25 protein-coding genes are annotated in these 22,695 nt (G+C 50.1%); 10 read left to right on the top strand and 15 right to left on the bottom strand.

Annotated features, from left to right (window positions below; all coding sequences use genetic code 11):
• From Q397_RS0117445 to tkt, 7 genes are all read right to left on the bottom strand, one after another.
• On the bottom strand, positions 1-1,283 hold a 1,283-nt coding region (locus Q397_RS0117445; protein WP_028880510.1), incomplete at its 3' end, for a hypothetical protein.
• A 20-nt stretch (positions 1,284-1,303) separates the two neighbouring features.
• A complete protein-coding gene (locus Q397_RS0117440) occupies positions 1,304-2,662 on the bottom strand; it encodes an HlyD family type I secretion periplasmic adaptor subunit (RefSeq protein WP_028880509.1) in 1,359 nt (452 codons plus the stop codon).
• Positions 2,663-2,670: 8 nt separating this feature from the next.
• The gene (locus Q397_RS0117435; RefSeq protein ID WP_051610256.1) at positions 2,671-4,842 is read right to left on the bottom strand and encodes a peptidase domain-containing ABC transporter; all 2,172 of its coding nucleotides are present in this window, start codon (positions 4,840-4,842) and stop codon (positions 2,671-2,673) included.
• 12 nt (positions 4,843-4,854) lie between these two features.
• Complete coding sequence (locus Q397_RS23180; RefSeq protein ID WP_051610254.1) at positions 4,855-6,591, bottom strand: peptidase domain-containing ABC transporter; 1,737 nt, start codon at positions 6,589-6,591, stop codon at positions 4,855-4,857.
• Positions 6,592-6,936: 345 nt separating this feature from the next.
• Complete coding sequence (rpe, locus tag Q397_RS0117425; RefSeq protein WP_084149107.1) at positions 6,937-7,581, bottom strand: ribulose-phosphate 3-epimerase; 645 nt, start codon at positions 7,579-7,581, stop codon at positions 6,937-6,939.
• Between the two features lie 56 nt (positions 7,582-7,637).
• Positions 7,638-8,702: a class II fructose-bisphosphate aldolase gene (gene fba / locus Q397_RS0117420; protein ID WP_028880506.1), complete on the bottom strand. Its 1,065-nt coding sequence runs from the start codon at positions 8,700-8,702 to the stop codon at positions 7,638-7,640.
• 76 nt (positions 8,703-8,778) lie between these two features.
• The gene (tkt, locus tag Q397_RS0117415) at positions 8,779-10,749 is read right to left on the bottom strand and encodes a transketolase (RefSeq protein WP_028880505.1); all 1,971 of its coding nucleotides are present in this window, start codon (positions 10,747-10,749) and stop codon (positions 8,779-8,781) included.
• Positions 10,750-10,930: 181 nt separating this feature from the next.
• Here tkt and Q397_RS0117410 point away from each other — a divergent pair, with 181 nt between their 5' ends.
• Positions 10,931-11,728, top strand: coding sequence for an alpha/beta fold hydrolase (locus tag Q397_RS0117410; protein ID WP_038014586.1), 798 nt, complete (start codon positions 10,931-10,933; stop codon positions 11,726-11,728).
• Positions 11,725-11,985, top strand: coding sequence for a GIY-YIG nuclease family protein (locus tag Q397_RS0117405; RefSeq protein ID WP_028880503.1), 261 nt, complete (start codon positions 11,725-11,727; stop codon positions 11,983-11,985). Before Q397_RS0117410 ends, Q397_RS0117405 begins: the two co-directional genes overlap by 4 nt.
• Here the strand turns inward: Q397_RS0117405 and Q397_RS0117400 are convergent.
• Genes Q397_RS0117400 through Q397_RS25220 form a run of 3 tightly spaced genes read right to left on the bottom strand, consistent with a single transcriptional unit; the run spans position 11,960 to position 14,567 of the window.
• Positions 11,960-12,796, bottom strand: coding sequence for a hypothetical protein (locus Q397_RS0117400; protein ID WP_028880502.1), 837 nt, complete (start codon positions 12,794-12,796; stop codon positions 11,960-11,962). The genes Q397_RS0117405 and Q397_RS0117400 overlap by 26 nt on opposite strands.
• Positions 12,793-14,079 (bottom strand): O-acetylhomoserine aminocarboxypropyltransferase, encoded by a 1,287-nt coding sequence (locus Q397_RS0117395; protein ID WP_028880501.1) that lies wholly within the window; start codon positions 14,077-14,079, stop codon positions 12,793-12,795. The genes Q397_RS0117400 and Q397_RS0117395 overlap by 4 nt, the downstream gene beginning before the upstream one ends.
• The gene (locus Q397_RS25220) at positions 14,076-14,567 is read right to left on the bottom strand and encodes a CoA-binding protein (protein ID WP_028880500.1); all 492 of its coding nucleotides are present in this window, start codon (positions 14,565-14,567) and stop codon (positions 14,076-14,078) included. Before Q397_RS25220 ends, Q397_RS0117395 begins: the two co-directional genes overlap by 4 nt.
• Before the next feature lie 159 nt (positions 14,568-14,726).
• Between Q397_RS25220 and Q397_RS0117385 the strand changes: the two genes are divergently transcribed.
• Positions 14,727-14,930, top strand: coding sequence for a hypothetical protein (locus Q397_RS0117385; protein WP_028880499.1), 204 nt, complete (start codon positions 14,727-14,729; stop codon positions 14,928-14,930).
• On the opposite strand, the gene Q397_RS0117380 is transcribed toward Q397_RS0117385, so the two are convergent.
• Positions 14,931-15,734: an enoyl-CoA hydratase gene (locus tag Q397_RS0117380; protein WP_028880498.1), complete on the bottom strand. Its 804-nt coding sequence runs from the start codon at positions 15,732-15,734 to the stop codon at positions 14,931-14,933.
• Between the two features lie 115 nt (positions 15,735-15,849).
• Between Q397_RS0117380 and Q397_RS0117375 the strand changes: the two genes are divergently transcribed.
• From Q397_RS0117375 to rpsI, 5 genes are all read left to right on the top strand, one after another.
• Positions 15,850-16,269, top strand: coding sequence for a PaaI family thioesterase (locus Q397_RS0117375; protein WP_028880497.1), 420 nt, complete (start codon positions 15,850-15,852; stop codon positions 16,267-16,269).
• Between the two features lie 58 nt (positions 16,270-16,327).
• Positions 16,328-16,822 carry a GNAT family N-acetyltransferase gene (locus tag Q397_RS0117370; RefSeq protein WP_028880496.1) on the top strand — a complete coding sequence of 165 codons (495 nt, stop codon included), beginning with the start codon at positions 16,328-16,330 and terminating at the stop codon, positions 16,820-16,822.
• 43 nt (positions 16,823-16,865) lie between these two features.
• Positions 16,866-17,801 carry an AEC family transporter gene (locus Q397_RS0117365; protein ID WP_028880495.1) on the top strand — a complete coding sequence of 312 codons (936 nt, stop codon included), beginning with the start codon at positions 16,866-16,868 and terminating at the stop codon, positions 17,799-17,801.
• 252 nt (positions 17,802-18,053) lie between these two features.
• Entirely contained in the window at positions 18,054-18,518 is a 465-nt protein-coding gene (rplM, locus tag Q397_RS0117360) for a 50S ribosomal protein L13 (protein ID WP_028880494.1), read from the top strand.
• A 3-nt stretch (positions 18,519-18,521) separates the two neighbouring features.
• Positions 18,522-19,010, top strand: a complete 489-nt coding sequence (gene rpsI / locus Q397_RS0117355; RefSeq protein WP_038014579.1) for a 30S ribosomal protein S9 — start codon at positions 18,522-18,524, stop codon at positions 19,008-19,010.
• Between the two features lie 205 nt (positions 19,011-19,215).
• Here rpsI and Q397_RS0117350 read toward each other — a convergent pair whose 3' ends face one another.
• Positions 19,216-19,599, bottom strand: coding sequence for a VOC family protein (locus Q397_RS0117350; RefSeq protein ID WP_028880492.1), 384 nt, complete (start codon positions 19,597-19,599; stop codon positions 19,216-19,218).
• 208 nt (positions 19,600-19,807) lie between these two features.
• Positions 19,808-20,065 carry a hypothetical protein gene (locus Q397_RS0117345; RefSeq protein ID WP_028880491.1) on the bottom strand — a complete coding sequence of 86 codons (258 nt, stop codon included), beginning with the start codon at positions 20,063-20,065 and terminating at the stop codon, positions 19,808-19,810.
• A gap of 196 nt (positions 20,066-20,261) precedes the next feature.
• Here Q397_RS0117345 and Q397_RS0117340 point away from each other — a divergent pair, with 196 nt between their 5' ends.
• A complete protein-coding gene (locus Q397_RS0117340; protein ID WP_028880490.1) occupies positions 20,262-20,453 on the top strand; it encodes a hypothetical protein in 192 nt (63 codons plus the stop codon).
• Between the two features lie 148 nt (positions 20,454-20,601).
• Entirely contained in the window at positions 20,602-21,327 is a 726-nt protein-coding gene (locus tag Q397_RS0117335; protein WP_028880489.1) for a methyltransferase domain-containing protein, read from the top strand.
• A gap of 8 nt (positions 21,328-21,335) precedes the next feature.
• On the opposite strand, the gene Q397_RS23175 is transcribed toward Q397_RS0117335, so the two are convergent.
• Together Q397_RS23175 and Q397_RS25295 are read right to left on the bottom strand one after the other, a co-directional pair.
• The gene (locus tag Q397_RS23175) at positions 21,336-22,073 is read right to left on the bottom strand and encodes a substrate-binding periplasmic protein (RefSeq protein WP_169738012.1); all 738 of its coding nucleotides are present in this window, start codon (positions 22,071-22,073) and stop codon (positions 21,336-21,338) included.
• Between the two features lie 252 nt (positions 22,074-22,325).
• A complete protein-coding gene (locus tag Q397_RS25295; protein ID WP_205618858.1) occupies positions 22,326-22,646 on the bottom strand; it encodes a P-loop NTPase family protein in 321 nt (106 codons plus the stop codon).
• Positions 22,647-22,695: the final 49 nt, after the last annotated feature.

The raw sequence follows: 22,695 nt of genomic DNA, 5'->3' as shown, positions 1-22,695 counted from the left end.
ACAATCCCCACATCCACATGAATGGTCTCAGGGCCACTCAAGGCCTTGTCACTATTCATGCTTTCTGTCGTTTCGCTATAGACGCGCAGGTCAAAGTCATCACTGACATTGTTGGGGGAGCGAACCTGTAAACCATCAAGGTCGTCCTTATCCATCACCCATGTGCCGGCAGGCAAGATGGTACCGTCATCCAGCGTGACCGGAGCGGTCAGTTTTTCCCCGGCGCTAAAGGTCACGCCGTCCGGTGCATCAGCAATATAGACTTTCAAGGATTCAGAGCCATCGGCATCAACCAAGGCAGATGTGATATCCACATCAATCCATGTATTTTCCATCCCCGCGCTGTCTTCAACGCTCAAGGGCGGCTTATCTGCGACCGCTTCAAAATGAACTTCGAGTGTTTCTGTCGTTGTTGCCGTATCACCGCTTGTGGTTTCCGTCACCACAACGCTGAACGTCCAATCCATATCCCCGCTATAATGTTCCCGCGGGACGGCGTAGAGGTCTTTTACCTCTTCCTCCGTAAAGGTCCAAATGCCACCGCTGAGCTGTCCGATGCTCTCGCCTGCGGCATTTTCAAACGTAAAGCCATCCGGCACATTCGTAATGGTCAGATTGACAGTTTCTGAACCGCCATCACCATCAGACCCCGTGATATCCAGATCAAGATACAGTCGATTGTCTTCAATGCCCGGCTGAATATCGATCTCAAGGCCGCGCGCCTGGGCTTCCAGAATAATTTCTTCTTCCGGCTCCGGCGTTGGCTCATCTTCTTCCGGCACCTCTTCTGGGAGCGGGGCATTAGCCGCGTTTTGCGGGCCGCGGCTCTCATCGCGTCCTTCAAACAACTCTTCTGGCAAATCACGTGGATCTTCCGGCAGCTCTGATGAACGTTCAATCTCGCCCTTCTGGCCTTCTTCCTCGTCCGCATTGCCTCCCTCGCCCGGGGCAAAGGCGGGTTGTACGTTATCAAATTCAACGCTCACACTGTCATCCAGACCTTCAACCTTGAAGTCGTCCTTCACAACATTGACGTCATCTTTAACAACGTCCTGCTCGCTATTTCCCGCATCATCACGACGATCCTCCATCTGACGATTGGAGCCCTGAACATTGGCGTTGTGCACCGCATCTTCCTGCATCGGATCCTGATTATTGATCAGGGTGTTATCTTCTGCATCACCAAGGGAAGAGAACCCTTTTCCATCCAGCGACAACTCATCGTAAGAGGTGTCTGTGTTCTGTCCAGAGTCCAATTTTTGGTCTTGATCTTGTTCAGCCATGTTTGCCTCGCCGGAACGTCTTAGCGTTCTCTGAATGATTGTTGAAGTGAGACGTAAATCGGTTTCAACAGATATTGAAACAGCGTTTTCTCCCCGGTCATGATGTCGGCTTGCACCGTCATCCCCGGAAGAATTTTATTGTGATTGGGATCATCCCCCACGTAAGGATGCTCCAAATTGACGATGCCCTTGTAATAAGGCGCACCGTTGGTTTCATCGATGTAGGTTGTCGCAGAAATATTTTCCAAAACCCCCTCAACCGAGCCATAACGGGCAAAATCGAAACTGGCGACTTTTACCGTAACTTCTTGGCCCTGATTAACATGCCCCACATCCTTGGTACTGATGCGGGTTTCCACACGTAGCTCATCATCGATTGGGACAACATCCATCACGACCCCACCTGCCGGGACAATGCTCCCCTTACTTTTCACCTTAATGTCTTTCACAAAACCTTTAACCGGTGAAACAATTTGCAAACGTTCAAAGCGGTCTTGCAATTGGTTGATTAGTTCCTGCACCTGCACGATTTCGGCTGTCACGACACCCAATTCCGCCAGCGCGTTTTTACGTTCGGTCTTTTCAAGATCCTCAACGCGGTCTTCAATTTCTTCCACAGCTTCCATGGCGGCCTGTTCCTGCCCGACCAATCGGCTGAGTTCACTTTGCATTGCCGCCATCGCGCGCTTAACTTCAAGGTAAGATACCTTGCTGCCATGTCCACGCTCAAACAGATTGCCGCGCATATCCACTTCTTCCTGAATCAGGACAAGTTGACGCTCGACCGCTTCGATCTGATTGCGTGTGGCGTTGATTTGTTCGTTTTTCTGATCAAGCTGTTGTTCAAAGACGTTGCGTTGCGACTGCATACGTTCAATTGTGGACGAATACATATCCACTTGATCCTGAATCAAACTGATCGGCATCTCCGACCAACCGGAGAAATCAAGCTCGCGCCCATACGAGGTCGCGCGCAATCGTTCTTCACGCAGTCTCAACGATAACAAACGGGCGTTGACCTGTTGCAGTTCCGCCCCGACTTGTGCGCCGTCTAGTTCAACCAGCAACTGACCTTCTTCGACGATCTGGCGTTCCTCGACCAGAACGGCTTTGACGATCCCGCCTTCTAAATGCTGCACGGACCTTACAGACCCTTTTGGCACCACTGACCCGAAAGTAACCGCGACTTCATCCACTTTCATAAAGTTGGACCAGACGACAAACGCCACCAGAATCAAGGTCACCAGCACGATAGCCGCACGTGACAGACCTGATACGCCCTGTTCTTCCAACTGGACATATTGCGCCATATACCGAATTTGGCGAGAGGCTTTTTTCTTTTGGATTGAGCCTGTTTCTATGTTTGTTGCGTTACTCATTTTAAAACCTAAAAACCACCCTGAGGAATACGATCCAGCACCTGTGCGGCAGGTCCAGCCATTCGAACAACCCCGCCGTCAAGGTACACAATTTTATCCGCTATACGCAAATGACTCGGCCTGTGGGAAATCATTAAGATCGTTGCATTGCCCTTAATCCGCTTCAATGTTTCCATGAAGACCTGATCGCTTTCAAAATCCAGCCCATTTACAGGCTCATCCAACAATAAAATCGGAGCGCGGCGCAGATAACCCCGCGCCAGGGCGATACGTTGGATCAAGTTATCCGGGATCAGGTCGGATCGCTGATCCCCCAGACGGGTCATCAGTTTTTCTGGCAATTCCTGGATATCATCCCACACGTCGGCCTGACGCAACGCCCATTCGACTTCCTCGTCCGTTGCGGTTGGGTCTGACAGACGAATATTCTGCGCGATGGTGCCAAAAAAGACTTCGTTGGTTTGCGGCACATAAGCCACCGACTGACGCAACTGGATAGGGTCCATCTGGCGGATATCTACATTATCAATCGTAATGGCACCCGCTTGGGGTAAATACATCCCCAATAACATCTTCATCAAAGTGGATTTACCACAGCCGTTCGGCCCGACCAGCGCGATCAATTCTCCCGGCTTGGCTTCAAAACTCACCCCGACCACAGCCGGATCCGTATCCGCCGTATAACGCATGGACACCCGGTTAAACGTCACATGACCTTTCAAGGGCTGGCTCAGGGTCGGGCTTTCCCCTTCTTCACGTTCGTTTCGGATTTCCATCAGACTATCAATCTGCATCACCGAAGAGCGCACCTGTTCAAGCTGCGTCATCCCGAGGAAAATCACCTGAATAGGTCGTAAAATCCACCAGACCATAATCATGGAAGCGAGCAAAGCCCCGACCGTCATCTCACCGGCAATCACTTTATGCACCCCGTATGTCAGGGTAGCAACGCCTGCAGCCATAATGACCCCTTGCGCCAAAGCCATACAAAGGGATGAAATCTGCGAAGATTTATACCCTTTCAGGCAGGTGTCTGCAGAAAGGTGACGATAGCGTTCCGCCCAGACAGACTGCACGCCCGCATCCTGCAAGGCTTCCTTTTTCGTGATGGCTTCGGTGACGAAGTCATGCCGCTTTGTCGAGGCCCGTGACGAAACGATGACGCTATCGCGCAAAACCGGCAAAAACAGCTTCAACAAAACCGTAAAGACAACCAGTGCCCCCAATGGTACGAGCACCAGCGGACCGCCCAGAATGGCCATCGCAATCACAAAGATAATAACAAAGGGCGCTTCAAAAACTGTGGAAGCAATCGGACCGGAGAAGAAATCACGTACTGTTTCAAAATCACGTAGGCGTGAAATTTGCGAACTGGTATTCGACATTTCCGTAAAGGACGGTGCCAAGAACAGCAACTGACGAAACACCGCACGCCCAATAATATGGTCCAAACGCCCGCCGATATATGCAATCATGCGCGACTTCAACCCTTTCAGGAAAAAATCTCCCAAAAGCGCAATCGACACGCCCGCAATCATCAAATAGAGCATCTCGTTTGAACCGGTCGCCACATATTTATCGTAAACCGCCATGATAAAGAGCGGCGTCGCCAGCGCGAGAATGTTGCAGATCATGCTGATCATCAGGGTACGCCAGACAAGCCCGCGAAAACGTCCAAAGATTTTGGAGACAAAGCCCACCTTTGGCGCCGTGGCAAGGTTTTCCGTGTCTGCCGGGATGAACACATAGGCCGTCCCCTGCAAAGACACCGCCTCAATTTCCCGAACAGACTGTTGCTCTGGATCGTAGATCTTGCACAAGTCCCCGTTGCGGCCCAACACCACAATCGCGTCGGCATATTTCGGCAAGAACAGACAGGGCATAATTCGCGGATCAATATCTTTCAAAGAAATATTGATTTTTTGACTTTTGAAGCCCAGCTTGCCAACGATATTGAGAAAATCCGTTAAATCCAGTTCATTGGCAAAATGGGGCAAAGCTTCGGACAGCGTGCGCTGCGAACCTTCCCATTCCAAGGCAGTCAACAACGGCAACAGGCAGGCGGCGATATCCGTAACCGCCTTAAAACCGCCCAGTTGACCGGACATAATCTGGTCCTGCGACAATTCTGCGCGCTGAACCCGTTGATCCCAGGAAATTTGTTGAACAGTCTCTGTCATTTTACCAATGCCCTACCCTGTTCGCTTAACGTCAGAAGATTTTTCATCACGCGACACTACTTTTTTTTTAGGATCAGTGGTGGTTGCCGGCACCGGTCCCAGTTGCTTCGGCACAAGCGTCGCCCCCTTTATTTCAAAGGCACGATCTGCAATGCGCAACAACGAAGGACGCGATGAAATCATAATCAGCGTGGTCCGCCCTTTCAGGCTTTCCAAATATTCACGCAAAAACACGTCACCGGGTCCGTCAATCGCGGCGTTGGCTTCGTCAAACAGCACGACCTTCGGCGTTTTAACCAGGGCGCGCGCAATCGAGATACGCTGGCGGATACCACGCGGCAGCGAGTCACTGCCACTATTCCCAATCACGGTTTCATAACCTTGTGACATTTTCGCCACCACCTCATTCAACCCCAGACCATCTGCAAGGGCCAGTGCTTTGTGACGGTAGCGCTTGTCAAACATCGTCAGGTTATCAAGGATCGTGCCGTTAAACACAGTCCCGCTTTGAGGGAGATAGGCGATCCCCTCCCCCCGCAAGGCTTCAACGCTATATTCCCCTAGGCTTACGCCATCGATTTTGATTTGCCCTTGCGTTAACGGATAAATGCCGCGCAACAAAGCCAACAAGGTTGTTTTCCCAACCCCGTTGCCGCCGACAATCCCGATACATTCTCCCGCTTTGATATCCAGCGACACATCTTCAAACAACGGCGCATGGCCATTATACTGAAAGGTCACATTTTCCAATGTGACACGCCCCTCATCAATTTTAGCTTTGGCGTTCGGCGCATCTTCGCGAACGGGTAAATCAAAGATGCCATTGATACGTTCGCGCGCAATCAAGACGTTTTGCAGGCGGCTCCATAACCCTGTGAGCCGTTGAAACGGCTGCATGGCACGACCAGACAGCAGGGTACAGGCCGCCAACACACCAACCGTGATCTGTTGATCTACAACAAACATACTGCCATACGCGGCCACCGCAACCATGGTAATCTGCGCGAAAACCGCGCTGATATGCTGGTTTGCCGTATCAAGCTGAACCATCTTTTGGTCTGCTTCCGCAACACTGTCTTGCAAGCGGGAGTAACGCTGCTCCATCTGGGCCTCAACCCCCAGCGCCTTGATGGTGTGAATACCTGACAGCGCCTCAATTTGGAAATTCAGGCGACGGTCGCGCCAGACGTTGTAATTGCGGATCGCTTTCCCCAAACGGGTGCCGTAAATAAAAGACACCAGACCAAACAGGGTCAAAATGCTAATCGGCACCCACACAATCGGGCCGCCCAAGATGTAAACCATCCCCAAAAATATAACGACAAAAGGAATATCGATTAAAGAGGCGACCATCTGCCCGCTATAATATTCACGGGAAGAACGCAGGCTGCCCAATCTTTCCAGAGTGTCGCCCACGGCTTCACGGCTGGAACTATCGCGCTCACTATTCAAGACACGTTCAAACGCGGCACATCCCAAACGATGCTCATACTTGGTCCCAAGCCAGCTAATCATATTGCCACGTGCAACACGTAAGACCGTTTCAAGCAAAATGGCGCACAACACCCCGGTCACCAGAACAATCAATGTTCCAAATGATGTATTTGGGATGATACGATCATAAACCTGAAGTAGAGATACCGGCAGAGCTAAAGAGAGGACGTTCATTGCGATTGAGGCAATGAGAATATCCGGTAAAGAGCGTTTGAAAGAGGAATATTGCGCTAATCTATCTTTCTTTTTCCGCATCCCGAATGATTACACCTTTCTATTCCAACATCTTATATTTGATTTTTTGTATGTAATATTATACACCGTAATCACGGATTCTTTAAGTAGGGGAGAATACCTAAGACCTGTTAATATTTGATTTAACCAATCTGTTAGAACTTCTTTTATAGTAATCAGCCCCCTGCCAACACACCCATTCAGGTGAATATTACTGAATTCAACCCAATGACATTCAATTACTTACAATACAGGTATGTTAGGTCATAAAAATCTATCTACGATAGAGCAAGCTTACAGATTCTTACAAGATAAACAAAAAAAGCCCCGCACAAAGCGGGGCTTGATCACCATGCAAATTCATTCTTAAACAGATTTGTCGCGAATCGCCTGAATATTTGTTTTATAATCACCACCAAAGACTGCAGAACCTGCCACGACCACAGTCGCCCCGGCGTCGACAACACTCTTGATTGTATCCGGATTTACCCCGCCATCGACCTGAATATCAATCTGGCGATCTCCAATCATGTCCCGTAGGCGACGGATTTTATCAAGCTGTGAGGGTATGAACTTTTGCCCGCCAAAACCGGGGTTCACACTCATGACCAAAATCAGATCAATATCGTCCAACACGTACTCAAGCGCGCTTTCCGGTGTCGCAGGGTTTAAAGATACGCCCGCTTTTTTGCCCAGACTTTTGATATATTGCACAGAACGGTGCAAATGCTTATCCGCTTCCGCATGGACCGTGATCAGGTCTGCCCCCGCATCGGCATAATCTTTCAGGTACGGTTGCGCCGGATCAATCATTAAATGCACATCAAACGGCTTGTCCGAATACTGACGGATCGCTTTAATCACGCACGGCCCGAAGGTCAGGTTTGGCACAAAATGACCGTCCATAACGTCAATATGGATCCAGTCGGCACCCGCTTTATCAACAGCGGCAACCTCTTCACCCAGTTTGGCAAAGTCAGCGGACAGAATGGAGGGGGCGATTTTTAACATGATATACTCGTCTTAAAACAACGGTCCCCGCATAAAGCGGGGACACATTTTAGGAATTAACCCAGAACCGGATCAAGCGAGCCGCTTTCATAACGGCTTGCCATATCGTTCAGAGAGATCGGCTTGATCTTGGAACCTTGACCCGCGCAGTTAAACAGCTCGTAACGCTGGATACATTCTTTCTCCATCGCTTCCATCGCCGGCTTCAGATAGAAGCGCGGGTCAAACTGTGTCGGATCAGACTGCAAGGCCTTACGGATCGCGCCTGTGATCGCCATACGGTTATCCGTATCAATGTTCACTTTGCGCACACCGTTTTTGATGCCAACCACGATCTCTTCCAGTGGCACACCGAACGTCTGCTTCATTTCCCCACCAAATTCATTGATGATGTCTTGCAGTTCTTGCGGCACAGAGGAAGAGCCGTGCATCACAAGATGGGTGTTCGGCAGTTTAGCATGGATCGCTTTGACAACGTCCATCGCCAAGATATCGCCATCAGGTTTACGGGTAAACTTGTACGCGCCATGGGATGTCCCCATCGCAATTGCCAACGCATCGACCTTTGTCTTTTTCACAAAATCAACAGCCTGTTCCGGGTCTGTCAGCAAAGCTTCTTTATCGAGCTTACCTTCAAAACCGTGGCCGTCTTCTTTTTCACCTTCGCCTGTTTCCAAGGAACCGAGGCACCCCAGCTCGCCTTCCACAGAGACACCGATCAGGTGAGCCGCACGTGTCACATCAGCCGTCACATCGACGTTATATTCGTAAGACGCTGGTGTTTTGCCGTCCGCTTCCAATGACCCGTCCATCATGACGGAGGAAAAGCCGTTTGCCATTGCTGACATACAGGTGCGCAGCTCGTTCCCGTGGTCGAGGTGCATACAAACCGGCACGTCCGGATAAATTTCAACAGCCGCCTGAATAAGGTGCTTCAACACAGCATCGTTGGCGTATTTACGCGCACCACGGCTTGCCTGCATGATAACCGGGCTGTCCGTCTTGGACGCGGCAGACATGATCGCCAGCATTTGTTCCATGTTGTTGATGTTAAAAGCCGGCAGGCCATAGTCATTTTCAGCTGCATGATCCAGTAGCTGACGCATGGAAACGAGTGCCATAGGAATTCCTCCAAATTAAATACGTCTATCTAAATCGTTGAGGCGGTCTGCTTGCGCAAACCGCCCCCTAAATTATTTATACTCTTGCTTTTACTGCAGCGACGACAGCTTCTGCCGTGATGCCAAAATGCTTATACAGGTCTTCCGCCGGTGCAGAGGCACCAAAGCCTGTCATGCCAATAAAGGCACCGTTGGACCCGATATAACGATCCCAGCCCATTTGCAGACCCGCTTCAACGGCCACACGGATGCCATCACCCAGTGTGTCATGTTTGTAGTCGTCGGACTGTTGTTCAAACAGTTCCCAACATGGCATGGACACAACAGCCGTCGGCACACCATCCGCTTGCAACGCATCACGCGCGGTCATGGCGATTTCCACTTCAGACCCTGTGGCGATGATGGTCGCTTTGCGCGCCCCTTCAGCTTCACGCAGAACGTAAGCACCGCGTGCACATTTGTTTTCTTCCGTATATTCCGTACGGACAGCCGGCAGACCTTGACGGGACAATGCCATCGCAGACGGTGTCTTTTCGTTTTGCAGGGCCAGCATCCAACATTCAAACGTTTCAACCGCATCGGCAGGGCGGAACACGTTTGTGTTCGGCATCGCACGCAGGGACGCAACCGTTTCAACAGGTTGGTGAGTCGGGCCATCTTCCCCCAGACCGATAGAATCGTGGGTCAATACGTACACAACGCGCTGTTCCATCAACGCAGACAGACGCATCGCAGCGCGCATGTAATCTGCAAAGACAAGGAATGTGCCGCCGTAAGGGATAAACCCGCCGTGCAGCGCAACGCCGTTCATAAACGCCGCCATCCCAAATTCGCGGATACCGTAATGCATGTAGTTGCCGGTGAAATCGTCTGGTGTGACAGATTTTTGGCTATCGGCTTTAGTCAGGTTAGACCCTGTCAAATCCGCAGAGCCGCCCAGCATTTCCGGGATGATTTCTGCCAATGTGTTGAGCGCCATTTGGGACGCCTGACGGGTCGCCTTTTTCGGGGCTTCTTCACAGAGTTGTTTTTTGAATGCGTTGGCTTTTGCTTCCCACCCATCCGGCAGGCCACCGTCGTTGGTGCGAACGAATGTTTCTTGCGTATCCAGGTCCAGATCGTTGAAACGCTCTTGCCAGGCTTCGCGTGTTTCTGCACCGCGTGCACCGGCTGTGCGCCATGCGTTCAGGATATCGTCGGGGATTTCAAACGGCGCTGCGGTCCAGCCCATTTGCTCGCGCATGGTTGCGATTTCTTGATCACCCAACGGCGCACCGTGGGTTTTGTGGGAGCCTTCAAGGGTCGGCGCGCCCTTACCGATCTTGGTTTTACACGCAATCAAAGACGGCTTGTCAGATTTTTGTGCTTTTTCAATCGCAGCCGCGATCTCTTCGGGGTTATGCCCGTCAATCGCTTGTGTGTCCCAGCCGCTGGCTTCAAAGCGTTTCAGCTGGTTGTCACTTGCCGCAACGTTCAGGTTACCGTCGATGGTGATTTCGTTATCGTCCCAGAAGACGATCAGTTTGTTCAGACCCAAGTGACCCGCTGTGGAAATTGCCTCATGGGAGATCCCTTCCATCAAGCAGCCATCGCCTGCGATCACATAAGTATAGTGGTTGACGATCTCTTCACCGTAGCGCGCATTTTGCAGTTTTTCTGCCAGCGCCATGCCAACAGCCGTGGTAACGCCTTGCCCCAACGGACCAGTTGTTGTCTCGATCCCGGTTGCATGACCATATTCAGGGTGGCCCGCGGTTTTAGCGCCCAGTTGACGGAAGTTTGACACTTCTTCAATGGTCATATCTTCATACCCAGTCAGGTAGAGATAGGAATACATCAACATGGAGCCATGACCGGCAGACAGCACGAAACGGTCACGATCGGCCCATTTCGGTTGCTTCGGGTCAAAGTTCATATATTTGGTGAACAAAACGGTTGCAACGTCAGCCATACCCATGGGCATCCCAGGGTGGCCGGATTTGGCTTTTTGAACGGCATCAGCGGAGAGAAAACGAATGGCGTTCGCCATATCCATATGCGAGGTCATCGACTAGTGATCCTTTGGCAAAATAAAAAGGCCTGTAAACGTGGGCGCACACTACCTGAGAGTCATTTTATAAGCAAGCAAAGAAACTGGCAAATAATCCGCATGTTTCCTTGCACTTTTTTGTAAAACAGTGCTTGATGGGACACACAAATAATTATGTATAAACGTTAGTATTTTTCTTATGCCTCTCGAAATCATTGAACTCAAAGCGGAAAAAGGCATCAAGAAAAAACGCCCTCTTCTGTTCGTCCACGGCTCCTTCTGTTGCGCAGCCATTTGGCGCTATCGCTTCATGCCCTATTTTGCCAGTCTGGGCCACGACTGTTATGCCGTCTCCCTCAGCGGTCATGGACAAAGCGGGTCCAGTTGGTCGCTGCATTTTTACGGACTTGCCGATTATGTGGAAGATGTCAAAAACGCCGTCGCACAGATTGACGGCAATCCGGTCCTGATTGGACACTCCCTTGGCGGCATGGTCGTGCAGAAATATATGGAAAAGCACACGCCTCCTGCCGCCGTGCTGATGAATTCCGTTCCGCCTAGCGGGACAAACGGTTCAGCCATGCATATGCTCAACACCGCACCGGACCTATACTGGGCGCTAAGTCAGGCCATCTTGTTCAGCAGCCCGGAAGTGGTCCAATTTGATCAGTTGCGCCGCCTGTTGATCACACAGGATACCCACCCCGCCAGCCTCGCAGATGCCCATGGATTTTTTCAGCCGGAATCGTTGCGCGCGATCATGGACATCGCCCTTTGGGACATCCCGCGCCTCCCCTCTGTCACCGCGACCCCGACCTTTGTCATTGGGGGCGATGTGGATGTGATGATCCCAACGTCTTCCCTGCAAGAAACGGCTGACTTTTATAAAGCCGACCTACATATTGTTAAAGATGGCCCCCACGCCCTCATGCTAGATAAATGTTGGCAGGACGTGGCCGACACCATCGAAGATTGGATCAACCGGAAGGCCCCATGACGAAACGCTGGTTTGTCTATGTCCTATTGAACGAGCGCGGGGAAGCCTATACCGGCGTCACCTATGACGAGACGCCGGATCGCCGCCTTGAAGAACATAACGGTCTGAAACCGGGCGGGGCCAAATACACCCGCGCGCGCCGCCCCTGGCAACTGATCTACGCCGAAACCGGCTTTGATGGTCGCAGCGATGCCCAAGTGCGCGAGTTACAAATCAAGAAAGATCGCAAATTTAAAGCGAAACTGAAAACGCCTTAAGCGCCTCTGTGCCTTTGTCTGTAAGGCTGACGTCCAGATTAAAGAAATCCATATAGTCCATGCCGTCTTGATAGGCGCTTTTAAATAAAGGATCGGGCGCTGCGAGATAGCCTTTGAGCAGATGATAAAAGGATAAATCCCCCATAAACTTGGCTTCTTCCGCCGCCTGCATGGCCCGAAACATCTCTTTGACCTTCATCGGCCCCTCAAGCAAGGGACGGGATGCATAATATAAAGACAGCGGGAAGTCTTGACGTTCGCCCTGTAGTCGCTTCAGCGCGCTTGGGACATAAGGTAGAGGCGCTTCGACTTGATCCGCGAAGGGCCAGTCTTCCGATACCACTGCCGCCCACGCTTTAACCGCATAGTCTTTCTGCGCCTTGCTCAACAAACGGGCATGTGATGGCAGGGCTGCAAACTCCATATCCGGCAGCTCACATAAATATGTGTCAGCTTGCACCACATACAGCGATGTATCCGGTAACTGCTTACAGGCCGCATCAATGATTTGCAGCAATTGCAACTGATCGTACAAATCCTGCTCAAACCACAGCTCCACACGCTCATAGCTGCCCGCCTGCAAAAAGACCTGATCGCGATGTTCAAAATCGCGCACCACATCTTCCGGCGCCATATCGGCAAATTCTGCGATAAAGGCGGCACGGTGGATCGACTGATCCTGCAAGCGATCAAAGTCCCCCAATGGCCCATCATGCAGCACATCACGCCACGGCAACACCGTCACTTCCGGCTGGAGGGTCTGTATACGTTCAGCCGCCATATCGCCGTTTGTGATAATCAGTCGGTTCACGACAACGCCTCATCCAGATCACGGATAATATCGTCTGCTGTTTCCAGACCAATAGACAGGCGCAACACATCCGGCCCTGCCCCTGCGGCGATCTGTTGATCTTCGGTTAATTGGCGGTGCGTGGTGCTGGCGGGGTGAATAATCAGACTGCGAGTATCCCCAATATTGGCAAGGTGAGAAATCAGGTTCACGCTTTCCACCAATTTTACCCCAGCTTCGTAGCCGCCTTTCACCCCAAAGGTGAAGACGGAGCCTGCCCCCTTCGGCATATATTTTTGCGCCAGTTCATAATAAGGGCTGGAAGGTAGGCCCGCATAAGAAACCCAGCTGACCTTAGGATGGTTTTCCAGAAAGTTCGCAACCTTCAGCGCATTTTGCACATGGCGTTCCATGCGCAGGTGCAACGTCTCAATCCCCGTGATGGTGTTAAAAGCGTTGGTCGGGCTCATGGCGGGGCCAAAATCGCGCAAGCCCACACAGCGGGTCTTCATAGAAAAACCGAAATCGCCAAAGGTTTCAAAAAACCTCATGCCGTGATAGGCGGGATCAGGTTCACAGAGCGTGGGATATTTACCCGCCGTTGCCCAATCAAACGTGCCTTTTTCCACAATCGCACCGCCCATGGACGTGCCATGCCCGGCCAAAAACTTGGTCGTGGAATGGGTAATAATATCCGCCCCATGGTCAAAAGGTTGAAACAGCATCGGGGTCGCCAGTGTATTGTCCACGACCAACGGCATGTTATTTTCGTGGGCGAGGTCTGCCAAGGCTTGCGTATCCAAGACCACTCCCCCCGGATTGGCCAGCGGTTCAATAAAAAAGGCTTTATGGTCCGGTGTGATGGCTTGCTTAACCGCCTCAAGGTCGGTGGCATCGACAAAATCCACATGCCAGCCCAACCGTTTAAAGCTGGTACCAAATTGCGTGATCGATCCACCATATAGGTTGCGTGACGCAAGGAAGCGATCCCCCGGTTCCATCAACGAAAAGAAAGCCAAAAACTGCGCGGAATGACCAGAGGCGCAACAGACCGCCGCGCGTCCATTTTCCAGATTGGCGATGCGTTCTTCCAACACTGCTACGGTCGGGTTGGTCAGGCGGGAATAGATAAAGCCAAACGTCTGGAGGTTAAATAAATCCGCTGCATGATCCGCATCATCAAAGACATAGGATGTGGTTTGATAGATCGGTGTATTGCGCGCCCCTGTCTCGCTATCCGGGCGGCTTCCGGCATGAATGGCGCGGGTTTCAATCCCGTAATTTTTGATCGTATGCTTGCTCATCGCTTCAACCTTTTTGACGAAATAATACCCGAATTGATGCCGCCCCAGCTCAATTCCCCAAACAAGCGCCCGTATTCTATCTTCGGGCAGCGGTCCATGATCACATCAAGTCCGGCATCTTCGGCCCGCACGCACGCTTCATCATTGCGCACAGTCAATTGCATCCAAATGACCTTGATGCCCTTTTCTTCCCGCAGGGCAATCGCTTCATCTGTGATTACGCCTGCGGCTTCGGAATTTCTAAAAATATCCACCATCTCAAACGTATGAGGAATATCGCTGAGGCTGCTATAGACCTTCTCCCCCAAAATCTCGCCGCCCGCCAGACCGGGATTCACCGGGATGACCCGATAGCCCTTACCTTGCAGATACTTCATCACAAAATAGCTTGGACGGTTGGTTTTTGCCGAAGCCCCGACCATGGCAACCGTCTTCACCGATTGCAAAAGGTCGGTCAGATATTCGTTTGCATAACTTAAAGCTGTCATAGCCTCACCAATGTCAATTTTTATTATTTTTCAATAACATAGAATCAAATCTTTTATCATAATTACTTAAAACATCCTCCATTTGGGTGATGTTTCTTGCGCCCTGCCCCTATACAGTTTTAGGACTTGAGGGAACTAGTCAGGAATGAACCATATCAAATGTCAGATCCACGTAAAACTGCATTTGAGCTCTATAAAGAACATGGCTTAAAAAATGCCAGCTTTATCGCGTTTCATAAAATGCAGATTACAAATCAAGAACATGATGCCAGCTTCTGGCTGAGTGTGGTCAACCAGCTGACCTTGTTGGATGTGATGGGTGACGACGCAGCACTGGCCCCCACCCAAAACACAGGCGAGTGATCAGCGCCCTTTCCAGGCAGGCATCGGCTGTTTTGCAATAAAGGCATCGACACCAGCTTGCGCATCTTCTGTCAACATATTGCACGTCATGGTTTCCGCCGCCATATCATAAGCCGCCGCCCGCGCGGCTTCCAACTGCTTGTAAAACAACTGCTTGCCATAAGCGATGGACACAGCCGGTTTTGAGGCGATCTTACGCGCCATATCCATGACCGTTTCATCCAGTTTTTCCGCAGGCACGACATGGTTAATCAAGCCATACTGCAAAGCCGTTTGCGCATCCAGAAAATCACCTGTTACCAGCATTTCAAACGCCTTCTTCGGCGTGACATTGCGGGTTAACGCCACCATCGGTGTGGAACAGAACAAACCCACATTAATGCCGGATGTGGCAAAGCGCGCTTCTTCCACCGCAATCGCCAGATCACAGGTCGCCACCAGCTGGCAACCTGCCGCCGTCGCGATCCCGTGGACACGCGCGATCACCGGCTGCGGAATCTGACTGATTTTCAACATCACTTCCGAACATTTACCAAACAGCGCTTGCATGGCTTCACGTGAGGTATCTTCGCGCATTTCCTTGAGGTCATGGCCTGCGCAAAAGGCTTTGCCTTCGCCCGCCAGCACAACCACGCGCACGGATCGGTCCTCTTCCAGCTTAGTCAGCTCTGACAGCAAAGCTTCCAACACCGCCATAGACAGCGCGTTAAATTTAGTCGGACGATTTAGAGTGATCGTCGCGATCCCGCCTTCGTCGTTTCGTGTCACCAGTGGCTGGTCTTCCAAATGGGCGGCTGCAGTCATTTTAAACTCCCTGTCTTATTGAATTCATGATTTCGCGCCATCTTATATAAAATTGACGTTTACGTAAACGTAATATAGAGTCAGATAAAAATTATGACAAACACAGGGTGCACCAATGGCAAAAATAAGCAAAGAAGATTTCGACCACATCATCAAAACAGAACTTCCCTGGGCAGAAGAGATCGGCATGAAGACCGATCGCATCGGTGACGGTAGCGCGGTTTTGCGCCTGCCCTTCAATGATGTGATGTTACGCCCCGGTGGCACGGTCTCCGGCCCGACCATGATGGCCCTTGCCGATGCCTGTATGTATGCAGTCATCCTGTCTGCCATTGGTCAAGTCAAGCTGGCCGTTACCACAAACCTGAACATCAACTTCATGCACCGCCCCGCCCCCGGTGATTTAATGGCAGAAGGTCGCATCCTCAAACTGGGTAAACGCCTTGCCGTGATGGAAGTAACGCTCCATTCAGACGGTCACGACGAACCCGTTGCGCACGCCACCGGCACCTACTCCATCCCACCTAATCGATAAAATCCTCCTCTTCCATCCATAGAGCCTAAAAGTTCCATCCCTCTATGGAGATCCCAAGATGACCATCACCAACGCGACCCCCACGGACGCGACAGCCCTTGTTGAGCTGCATCGGGCACTCGCAGATCAGCACCCCTTTGTATCCACCGACTTAATCGACGAGGACAAGCGGTCGTGCTGGATGTCTTATTATATAGAGACGCAAAACGACTGGCAGCAAATCTACCTTGCCAAACAAGCAGAAAGGCTAATCGGCAATCTCTGGATCATGCGCGAGAGGACATCATCAGGCCTGCACATCGCCCATCTTGGCCTTGCCGTCTTGCACATGCACTGCCGACAAGGGGTGGGGACCCGCTTGCTTTCTCAGGCAGAAAAATGGGCCAAATCACAGAACTGCCGCAAGGTTAGTCTGAATGTGGTTGCCGACAATCTCCCTGCCGTCCTTTTCTTCCTCAAACATAACTATCGTTTTGAAGCGCTTAAAAAAGAAAGCTATTGCGACGCAAATGCAGTATACGATGAATATGTTATGTCAAAATTTCTGACATGACCTCTTACTTAATTTACTGACATTTTTAAAGGCCAGAGTCTGCATGCAACAGGTTCTTACAATTATCTTTCCCGTCTTTGCCGTCATCGGCCTTGGCTATATTATGGTCAAGCGCGGGTTATTCAGCCAAAGCGGCGTTGATGACCTCACCCGCTTTATCTTTTATCTTGCTGTCCCCTGCCTGCTCTTTCGCACCTCTGCCAGCGGTGTCATGGCGCAGCGGCTCGAACTTTCCATTCTGTTCGCCTATTATGGCGTGGGCATCCTGATCCTGTTTTCGACCTTCTTTATCGCGAAACGGTTTGGGCAAGAACGCGCCATCGTCACCGGGATCTCTTCCTCCTTCTCAAACCTTGCCCTTATTGGCTTGCCGATTGTGCAGACCGCGTTTGAACCGGAAGCCCTCGTCCCCCTCATGACGATCATTACCTTCAACGCCATGATCCTTTTCACCATCCCGTGCGTGATGATGGAAACCGGGCGCAACCCCAACGCCAATCTGTTTGGCATTGTCCTTGGCTCCATCAAAAGTGTGGTCACAAACCCGCTGGTCATCGGACTGGTCGGTGGCTGGGCCTTCGCCACAAGCGGCCTTGAACTGCCAACCATGATTGATCGCACAACCGACCTCTTTGCCAAAGCAGCCCCCACTTGTGCGCTCTTTGCTGTGGGGGGTGGCATGGCGCGATATTCCCTAAGGCTGGAAGAAACCCGCGGCCCTGTCCTCATTGCCAGTTTCGCCAAGCTGATTGTGATGCCTACCCTCGTCTATCTGACGTGTCGCTATGTGCTCAATGCCTCCGCACTCTGGACTATGATCGCCACGTTGGGCGCGGCCATGCCAACCGGGGCCAATCCTTTTGTCTTTGCCACCCGTTATGGCGTTGGCGACAGAATTGCCGGGAACGCGATTCTCATCACCACAACGCTTTCCATTCTCACGTTGAGTATTTTGCTACTCGTTTTCCCCCACAAATAAACCATGTATCAGCGGGTTTGAATAAAGCTAACACATTGAAAATATGCATTTTTCAGACCCGTCGGAACACCGCAGTTTTATGCGGGATACAGAAACGGTATTCTGATACCGCAAAAATAAGATGCTGTTTTTAAACGTTTTTTTGCTGTTGACTTATCCTCAAAAATACACATAATGCGCCCTCATTCTTGGTAGCGCGATTTACCTCGCAAAACCGGAACCCAGTTTTAATCCGTATGCAAGTGGACTGAAATGAAAACTTACACTGCTAAGCCGAGCGAAATTGAACGCAAATGGTTCGTGATCGACGCCGAAGGCGTTGTTCTGGGCCGTTTGGCTGCAATCGTCTCGCAATATCTGCGCGGCAAACACAAGCCGACTTACACACCGAACATCGACACTGGTGATAACATCATCATCATCAATGCTGAGAAAGTTCAACTGACTGGCCGTAAGCGCACTGACAAAGTGTACTACTGGCACACAGGTCACCCGGGCGGTATCAAACAACGCACAGCTGAACAAATTTTGGATGGCGATCATCCGGAACGCGTGATCGAAAAAGCTGTTCAGCGTATGATCACACGCAGCCCGCTGGGCCGTCAGCAAATGAAAAAGCTGCACATCTATGCTGGTGGCGAACACCCGCATGACGCCCAAAAGCCGGAAGTCCTCGACGTGGCTTCTATGAACGACAAGAATAAACGGAGCGCATAAGCCATGGCTGAAGAAAAGAAGACTTTGGAAGATTTGGCTGCAGTTTCCACAACTGAAGCAGTTGCTCAAGAAGCAGCAGCTCCTGCTGAACCGAAAATCGACGCACAAGGCCGTTCTTACGGTACAGGTCGTCGTAAAAATGCCATCGCTCGTGTATGGATCAAGCCGGGTTCCGGTAAAATCACCGTAAACGGTCGTGACATTGCTGATTACTTCGTACGTCCGGTTCTGCGCATGATCCTGAACCAGGTATTTGAAGTAACAGAACGCGAAGGTCAGTTTGACGTTGTTGCAACAGTTACTGGCGGTGGCCTTTCCGGCCAAGCTGGTGCGGTTCGCCACGGCCTGTCCCGCGCCCTGAACAACTACGAGCCAGCCCTGCGCCCGGCTCTGAAGAAAGCTGGCTTCCTTACTCGTGACTCTCGCGTTGTTGAACGTAAGAAATACGGTAAAGCAAAAGCCCGTCGTTCTTTCCAGTTCTCCAAGCGTTAATCACAACGATTACTGCTTTCCGAGACATACGGATACGAAAAACCCGCAGCCAATTGGTTGCGGGCTTTTTGTTGTTTATTCCATAGCTCGCATTAATTTATATCCGTTCGAGATAGATACTGCCAATGGACTAATAATTGATAAAAGGAAATAAGTTTCTAAAAAGTTATGAAATATCAGATGGTTGGCGATTTTCTTAGATGGTTTATTGCTGACACTTTTTAGTCAAATCCTCTGCGAGCATCAGCGGATTGCCATCAAGATCATAAAATGTGGCGGTCTTGGCCATTCCTTCAATGACTTCCGTTTCGCCATCAAATTTGACATTGGCCTGTTCTAGTTTATGCCGCGCAGAATCAAGGTCAGCAATCTCAAAGACTGGAACGCAACTACCAGGTATCGGTTTTGTATGATCACCAAGACCAATTACAACACCAGACGTATTCGTCTGAATTTCGGACCAACCTGCTTCATCGGCATGATAGATCAGATCAAAACCTAAAATCGTTTTGTACCAATTTGCACTTGCATGGCGATCTTTAACAGACATTGCGATTGTAATCGTTTTTTCTACAGAAATTACCGACATAATTTTTACCTCCCTTAATTTTAAGAAAATTATTGTAATTTTGCCCCGTTATCACGTCAACAAACTCAATCAGTCCAACAAAAGACGAAGACCAAGCTTCATCTTTCGGCTTAAGTCCTAGATGACACACAAAACCCGCTCCTTTTCAGCAACGGGTTTCGTTCTTTGCAACAGGCCTCAAAGTAGACGCAACATATCAAAGCGAGCGCTACTTCTTACCCTTATTCCCTTTGTCTTTGGACTTCTCTTTATCCTTAGACTTCTTATCCTTCATCTTATCTTTGGATTTTTCTTTTCCGTCTTGGGCTTTTTCGCCCAGCGCCCCTTTGCCATCATCTTGGCGATGATCTGCATCTTTGCGCTTACCTTCACTCTTGCCCTGTGCAAAAGCCGGAACACTGAGTGCGGACACAGCGGCCACACCCAAGAGAGTTTGAATAAATTGGCGGCGATTTACTGTTTTCATGACAACCTCCTCTTCTACACTGCGTTTAGTATGACAAATATTAGCGTCACTGTAAATTTGCCGAAACAGATACCCCGCTCTTCTTCATGCCCCCCAAAAAAAATATGAAGAAAGAAAACGCAATTTAAACAGATGCATCGCTCACGGCTTTCAGGCTATAGTCCGACCAACGATCACCTACTCAAGAGTTTGTTTTATGGATTGGTTTCTTCTCGTCCCCGTTTTTGTTATTGGCGTGTTCTTGTTTATTATCTGGAACAGCATTTCTCCCATACACTTTATCCAACAACTTTGTGGTGATCGCCAAAAACGTAAAGACCAATGGCGCGCCCAACAAGAAGCGTTGATCAAAGAAGAAGAAGAAACACTCAAAGCGCTTAAAAAATAAGATAATCACCTGATTACCCTTACCAAGACGGCGAAATCCAACCTAAAGTTAAGATTTGACAACAATAACTTGACCCTCTCAATACTTATTGGTATCGCAAACTCAGTCCAAACAGGGTCTCTCTTTCTCCACCATTTAGTGTCGTAAAATGATTACAAACATTGACAAGCTCCATAATTGGAAACTGCGTGATGGCAGCACAATTGGCTTACAGAAATTTGCCATCCAAGAAGCCATGAGCCACTTTGCGTCTTTTGACGCACCGATCCTGCATATCGGCAGTAAAGCCAGCATTCTGGATACGGACGGCGGCAAATGGCGCAAACATTTTGTTGGGAAAGAGTTTATCGGTGTTGACTTGGAAATGGGCGACAATGTGGATCATGTCTTCGACATCACCAAAAACATCAGTACCTTGCGCAAAAAGACCGGCATCAAACAATTTTCCACCATCATCTGCCCGCATGTATTAGAGCATGTAAAAAACCCGTTTGAAGTTGCCTCAAATATCGAAAAGCTTTTGAAAAAAGGCGGACGCGCAATCATCAGCGTGCCTTGGGTACAGGGCTTCCACGAGTTTCCCAACGACTACTGGCGGATTTCCTTTGAAGGGCTGAAGCAGCTTTTCCAAAACTGCGACTTTGAGCTGGAATACTATAGCGATGCCAAGGAAGAAACGGCCTATCAACTCACCTATGACGGTATGGTCGAACATAGCGTGCGCACCTGCCGGATTGAGCGCAATATCTTTCAGTTCCTGATGGATGACATGCCCTCCCAACCCATGTTCAGTGACCATGAAGGAGAAAAAATCCACCTCTCCAGCATGTACATGCCCGCCATGTCGGTCAATGTGGTTGTTGTTAAAAGGTAAAGAGCGGCCTAGCGATACTTTGCGTGAATATCATCAAGCCGGCCGCTTTCCTTTAACTCGAGCATAACAGCATTGAAGCGGTCTAGCTGAGTCAAAAGGGCGGATTTGTTCGAAATGGCGAAATAGAGGGGTATTTTGTTATCCGGCATATACGCCGCGATTTCAAACTTTCCCTTATGCCGATATTTCTTGATCTGATATTCCAAATTCGGGCTGGTGCCGATGATGGCATCCACCCGGCCTTTCTCCAATAACGTGAAGAGCATTTCTTCTTTCGGGACCGCGATTTTCTTGATCCTGTCATCCGAATTAAATGGCTCAAAATAATGTGACGCCGTGACCATACCCACCCTGATCTTGTGCAAGTCATCATAGGATTTCAAACGGTATCCTTCGCCTTTTCGCACATAAAACCGCGCCGAAACTTCCCCATAAGGGGTGGACAGATAGGTCATAAATTGTGCGCGCTGTTCGTTAAAAGCGATACCGCTTTGAAGGTCAAGGCCGCCACGTTCAATCTCCGTCAGGCACCGTTTAAAGGGGCAGTGACGCATGGTCAAAATAAAACCCATCTGCTCTGACAGCAGACGGGCAATCTCGTAATCAATGCCTTTTTGCACGTCCCCTTCCAAAAACATAAAGGGCTCCCACGTGGTTGCCGCCATACGCGCCACATACTCTTCTGCGGCCTGTGCTGAATTCGGCGTGAGCGAAAAACAAAAGATCACGCCAATCAGTACTCGCAAACATGATCTAAAACCATACGTCATGATTTTAGAGTATATCAAAAAACTAAAAGTTTCAATTTACTGATAATTTTTCTTAAAATTTTCTATATCCTCTAAACTTCTTAGATGGAAAAACTTTTTCACCTTCGCTTGCTCCGCGACATAGGCCCGGTAACGCGGTGTCAGTTTTTGATGACACAGCCACAAGACCCGATAGCTTGTCCATGTGCTTCGCCAGATCGGACTGCCTGCGGGCCAGCCTTGCGGTGTTTAAAAATGCCCTTTGATAAAGCGTTTCAGGATCCACCACGCCATTTGGCTCAGCGATAAATCCAGATACACCAATGTATCCGCGGCCTCAAAACGCTGCCACGCGGACGTGACACATCCAAACCCGTCAATGACCCAGCAAGACGTTTCCAGCAACTTTTTATGTGCTGTCAGATAATCTGCGTGGTCAACCTCTTCCCCGCCGGGACGATATTTCATCTGATCAATGGAATGTAAGGGCAGACCTGTGGCCTCTGCCAACTGTTTGGCGAGAGTTGATTTCCCCGCACCTGCATTGCCGAAGACGGCGACTTTCTTCATTTTCAGTCTCCTTGGATCTTTAAAAATTGCCCAAGAAGCCAAAAAAAAC

Source organism: Terasakiella pusilla DSM 6293, assembly GCF_000688235.1.
In the GTDB taxonomy this organism is placed as follows: domain Bacteria; phylum Pseudomonadota; class Alphaproteobacteria; order Rhodospirillales; family Terasakiellaceae; genus Terasakiella; species Terasakiella pusilla.
The sequence above is the reverse complement of the archived record's forward strand: the minus strand, read 5'-3'. Positions and strand labels throughout refer to the sequence as shown.

Coding starts and splice junctions, on each gene's coding strand:
- Q397_RS0117440 (WP_028880509.1), bottom strand. CDS start 2,662: ATGAGTAACGCAACAAACATAGAAACAGGCTCAATCCAAAAGAAAAAA.
- Q397_RS0117435 (WP_051610256.1), bottom strand. CDS start 4,842: ATGACAGAGACTGTTCAACAAATTTCCTGGGATCAACGGGTTCAGCGC.
- Q397_RS23180 (WP_051610254.1), bottom strand. CDS start 6,591: ATGCGGAAAAAGAAAGATAGATTAGCGCAATATTCCTCTTTCAAACGC.
- rpe (WP_084149107.1), bottom strand. CDS start 7,581: ATGTTAAAAATCGCCCCCTCCATTCTGTCCGCTGACTTTGCCAAACTG.
- fba (WP_028880506.1), bottom strand. CDS start 8,702: ATGGCACTCGTTTCCATGCGTCAGCTACTGGATCATGCAGCTGAAAAT.
- tkt (WP_028880505.1), bottom strand. CDS start 10,749: ATGACCTCGCATATGGATATGGCGAACGCCATTCGTTTTCTCTCCGCT.
- Q397_RS0117410 (WP_038014586.1), top strand. CDS start 10,931: ATGCCTCTCGAAATCATTGAACTCAAAGCGGAAAAAGGCATCAAGAAA.
- Q397_RS0117405 (WP_028880503.1), top strand. CDS start 11,725: ATGACGAAACGCTGGTTTGTCTATGTCCTATTGAACGAGCGCGGGGAA.
- Q397_RS0117395 (WP_028880501.1), bottom strand. CDS start 14,079: ATGAGCAAGCATACGATCAAAAATTACGGGATTGAAACCCGCGCCATT.
- Q397_RS25220 (WP_028880500.1), bottom strand. CDS start 14,567: ATGACAGCTTTAAGTTATGCAAACGAATATCTGACCGACCTTTTGCAA.
- Q397_RS0117385 (WP_028880499.1), top strand. CDS start 14,727: ATGTCAGATCCACGTAAAACTGCATTTGAGCTCTATAAAGAACATGGC.
- Q397_RS0117380 (WP_028880498.1), bottom strand. CDS start 15,734: ATGACTGCAGCCGCCCATTTGGAAGACCAGCCACTGGTGACACGAAAC.
- Q397_RS0117375 (WP_028880497.1), top strand. CDS start 15,850: ATGGCAAAAATAAGCAAAGAAGATTTCGACCACATCATCAAAACAGAA.
- Q397_RS0117370 (WP_028880496.1), top strand. CDS start 16,328: ATGACCATCACCAACGCGACCCCCACGGACGCGACAGCCCTTGTTGAG.
- Q397_RS0117365 (WP_028880495.1), top strand. CDS start 16,866: ATGCAACAGGTTCTTACAATTATCTTTCCCGTCTTTGCCGTCATCGGC.
- rplM (WP_028880494.1), top strand. CDS start 18,054: ATGAAAACTTACACTGCTAAGCCGAGCGAAATTGAACGCAAATGGTTC.
- rpsI (WP_038014579.1), top strand. CDS start 18,522: ATGGCTGAAGAAAAGAAGACTTTGGAAGATTTGGCTGCAGTTTCCACA.
- Q397_RS0117350 (WP_028880492.1), bottom strand. CDS start 19,599: ATGTCGGTAATTTCTGTAGAAAAAACGATTACAATCGCAATGTCTGTT.
- Q397_RS0117345 (WP_028880491.1), bottom strand. CDS start 20,065: ATGAAAACAGTAAATCGCCGCCAATTTATTCAAACTCTCTTGGGTGTG.
- Q397_RS0117340 (WP_028880490.1), top strand. CDS start 20,262: ATGGATTGGTTTCTTCTCGTCCCCGTTTTTGTTATTGGCGTGTTCTTG.
- Q397_RS0117335 (WP_028880489.1), top strand. CDS start 20,602: ATGATTACAAACATTGACAAGCTCCATAATTGGAAACTGCGTGATGGC.
- Q397_RS25295 (WP_205618858.1), bottom strand. CDS start 22,646: ATGAAGAAAGTCGCCGTCTTCGGCAATGCAGGTGCGGGGAAATCAACT.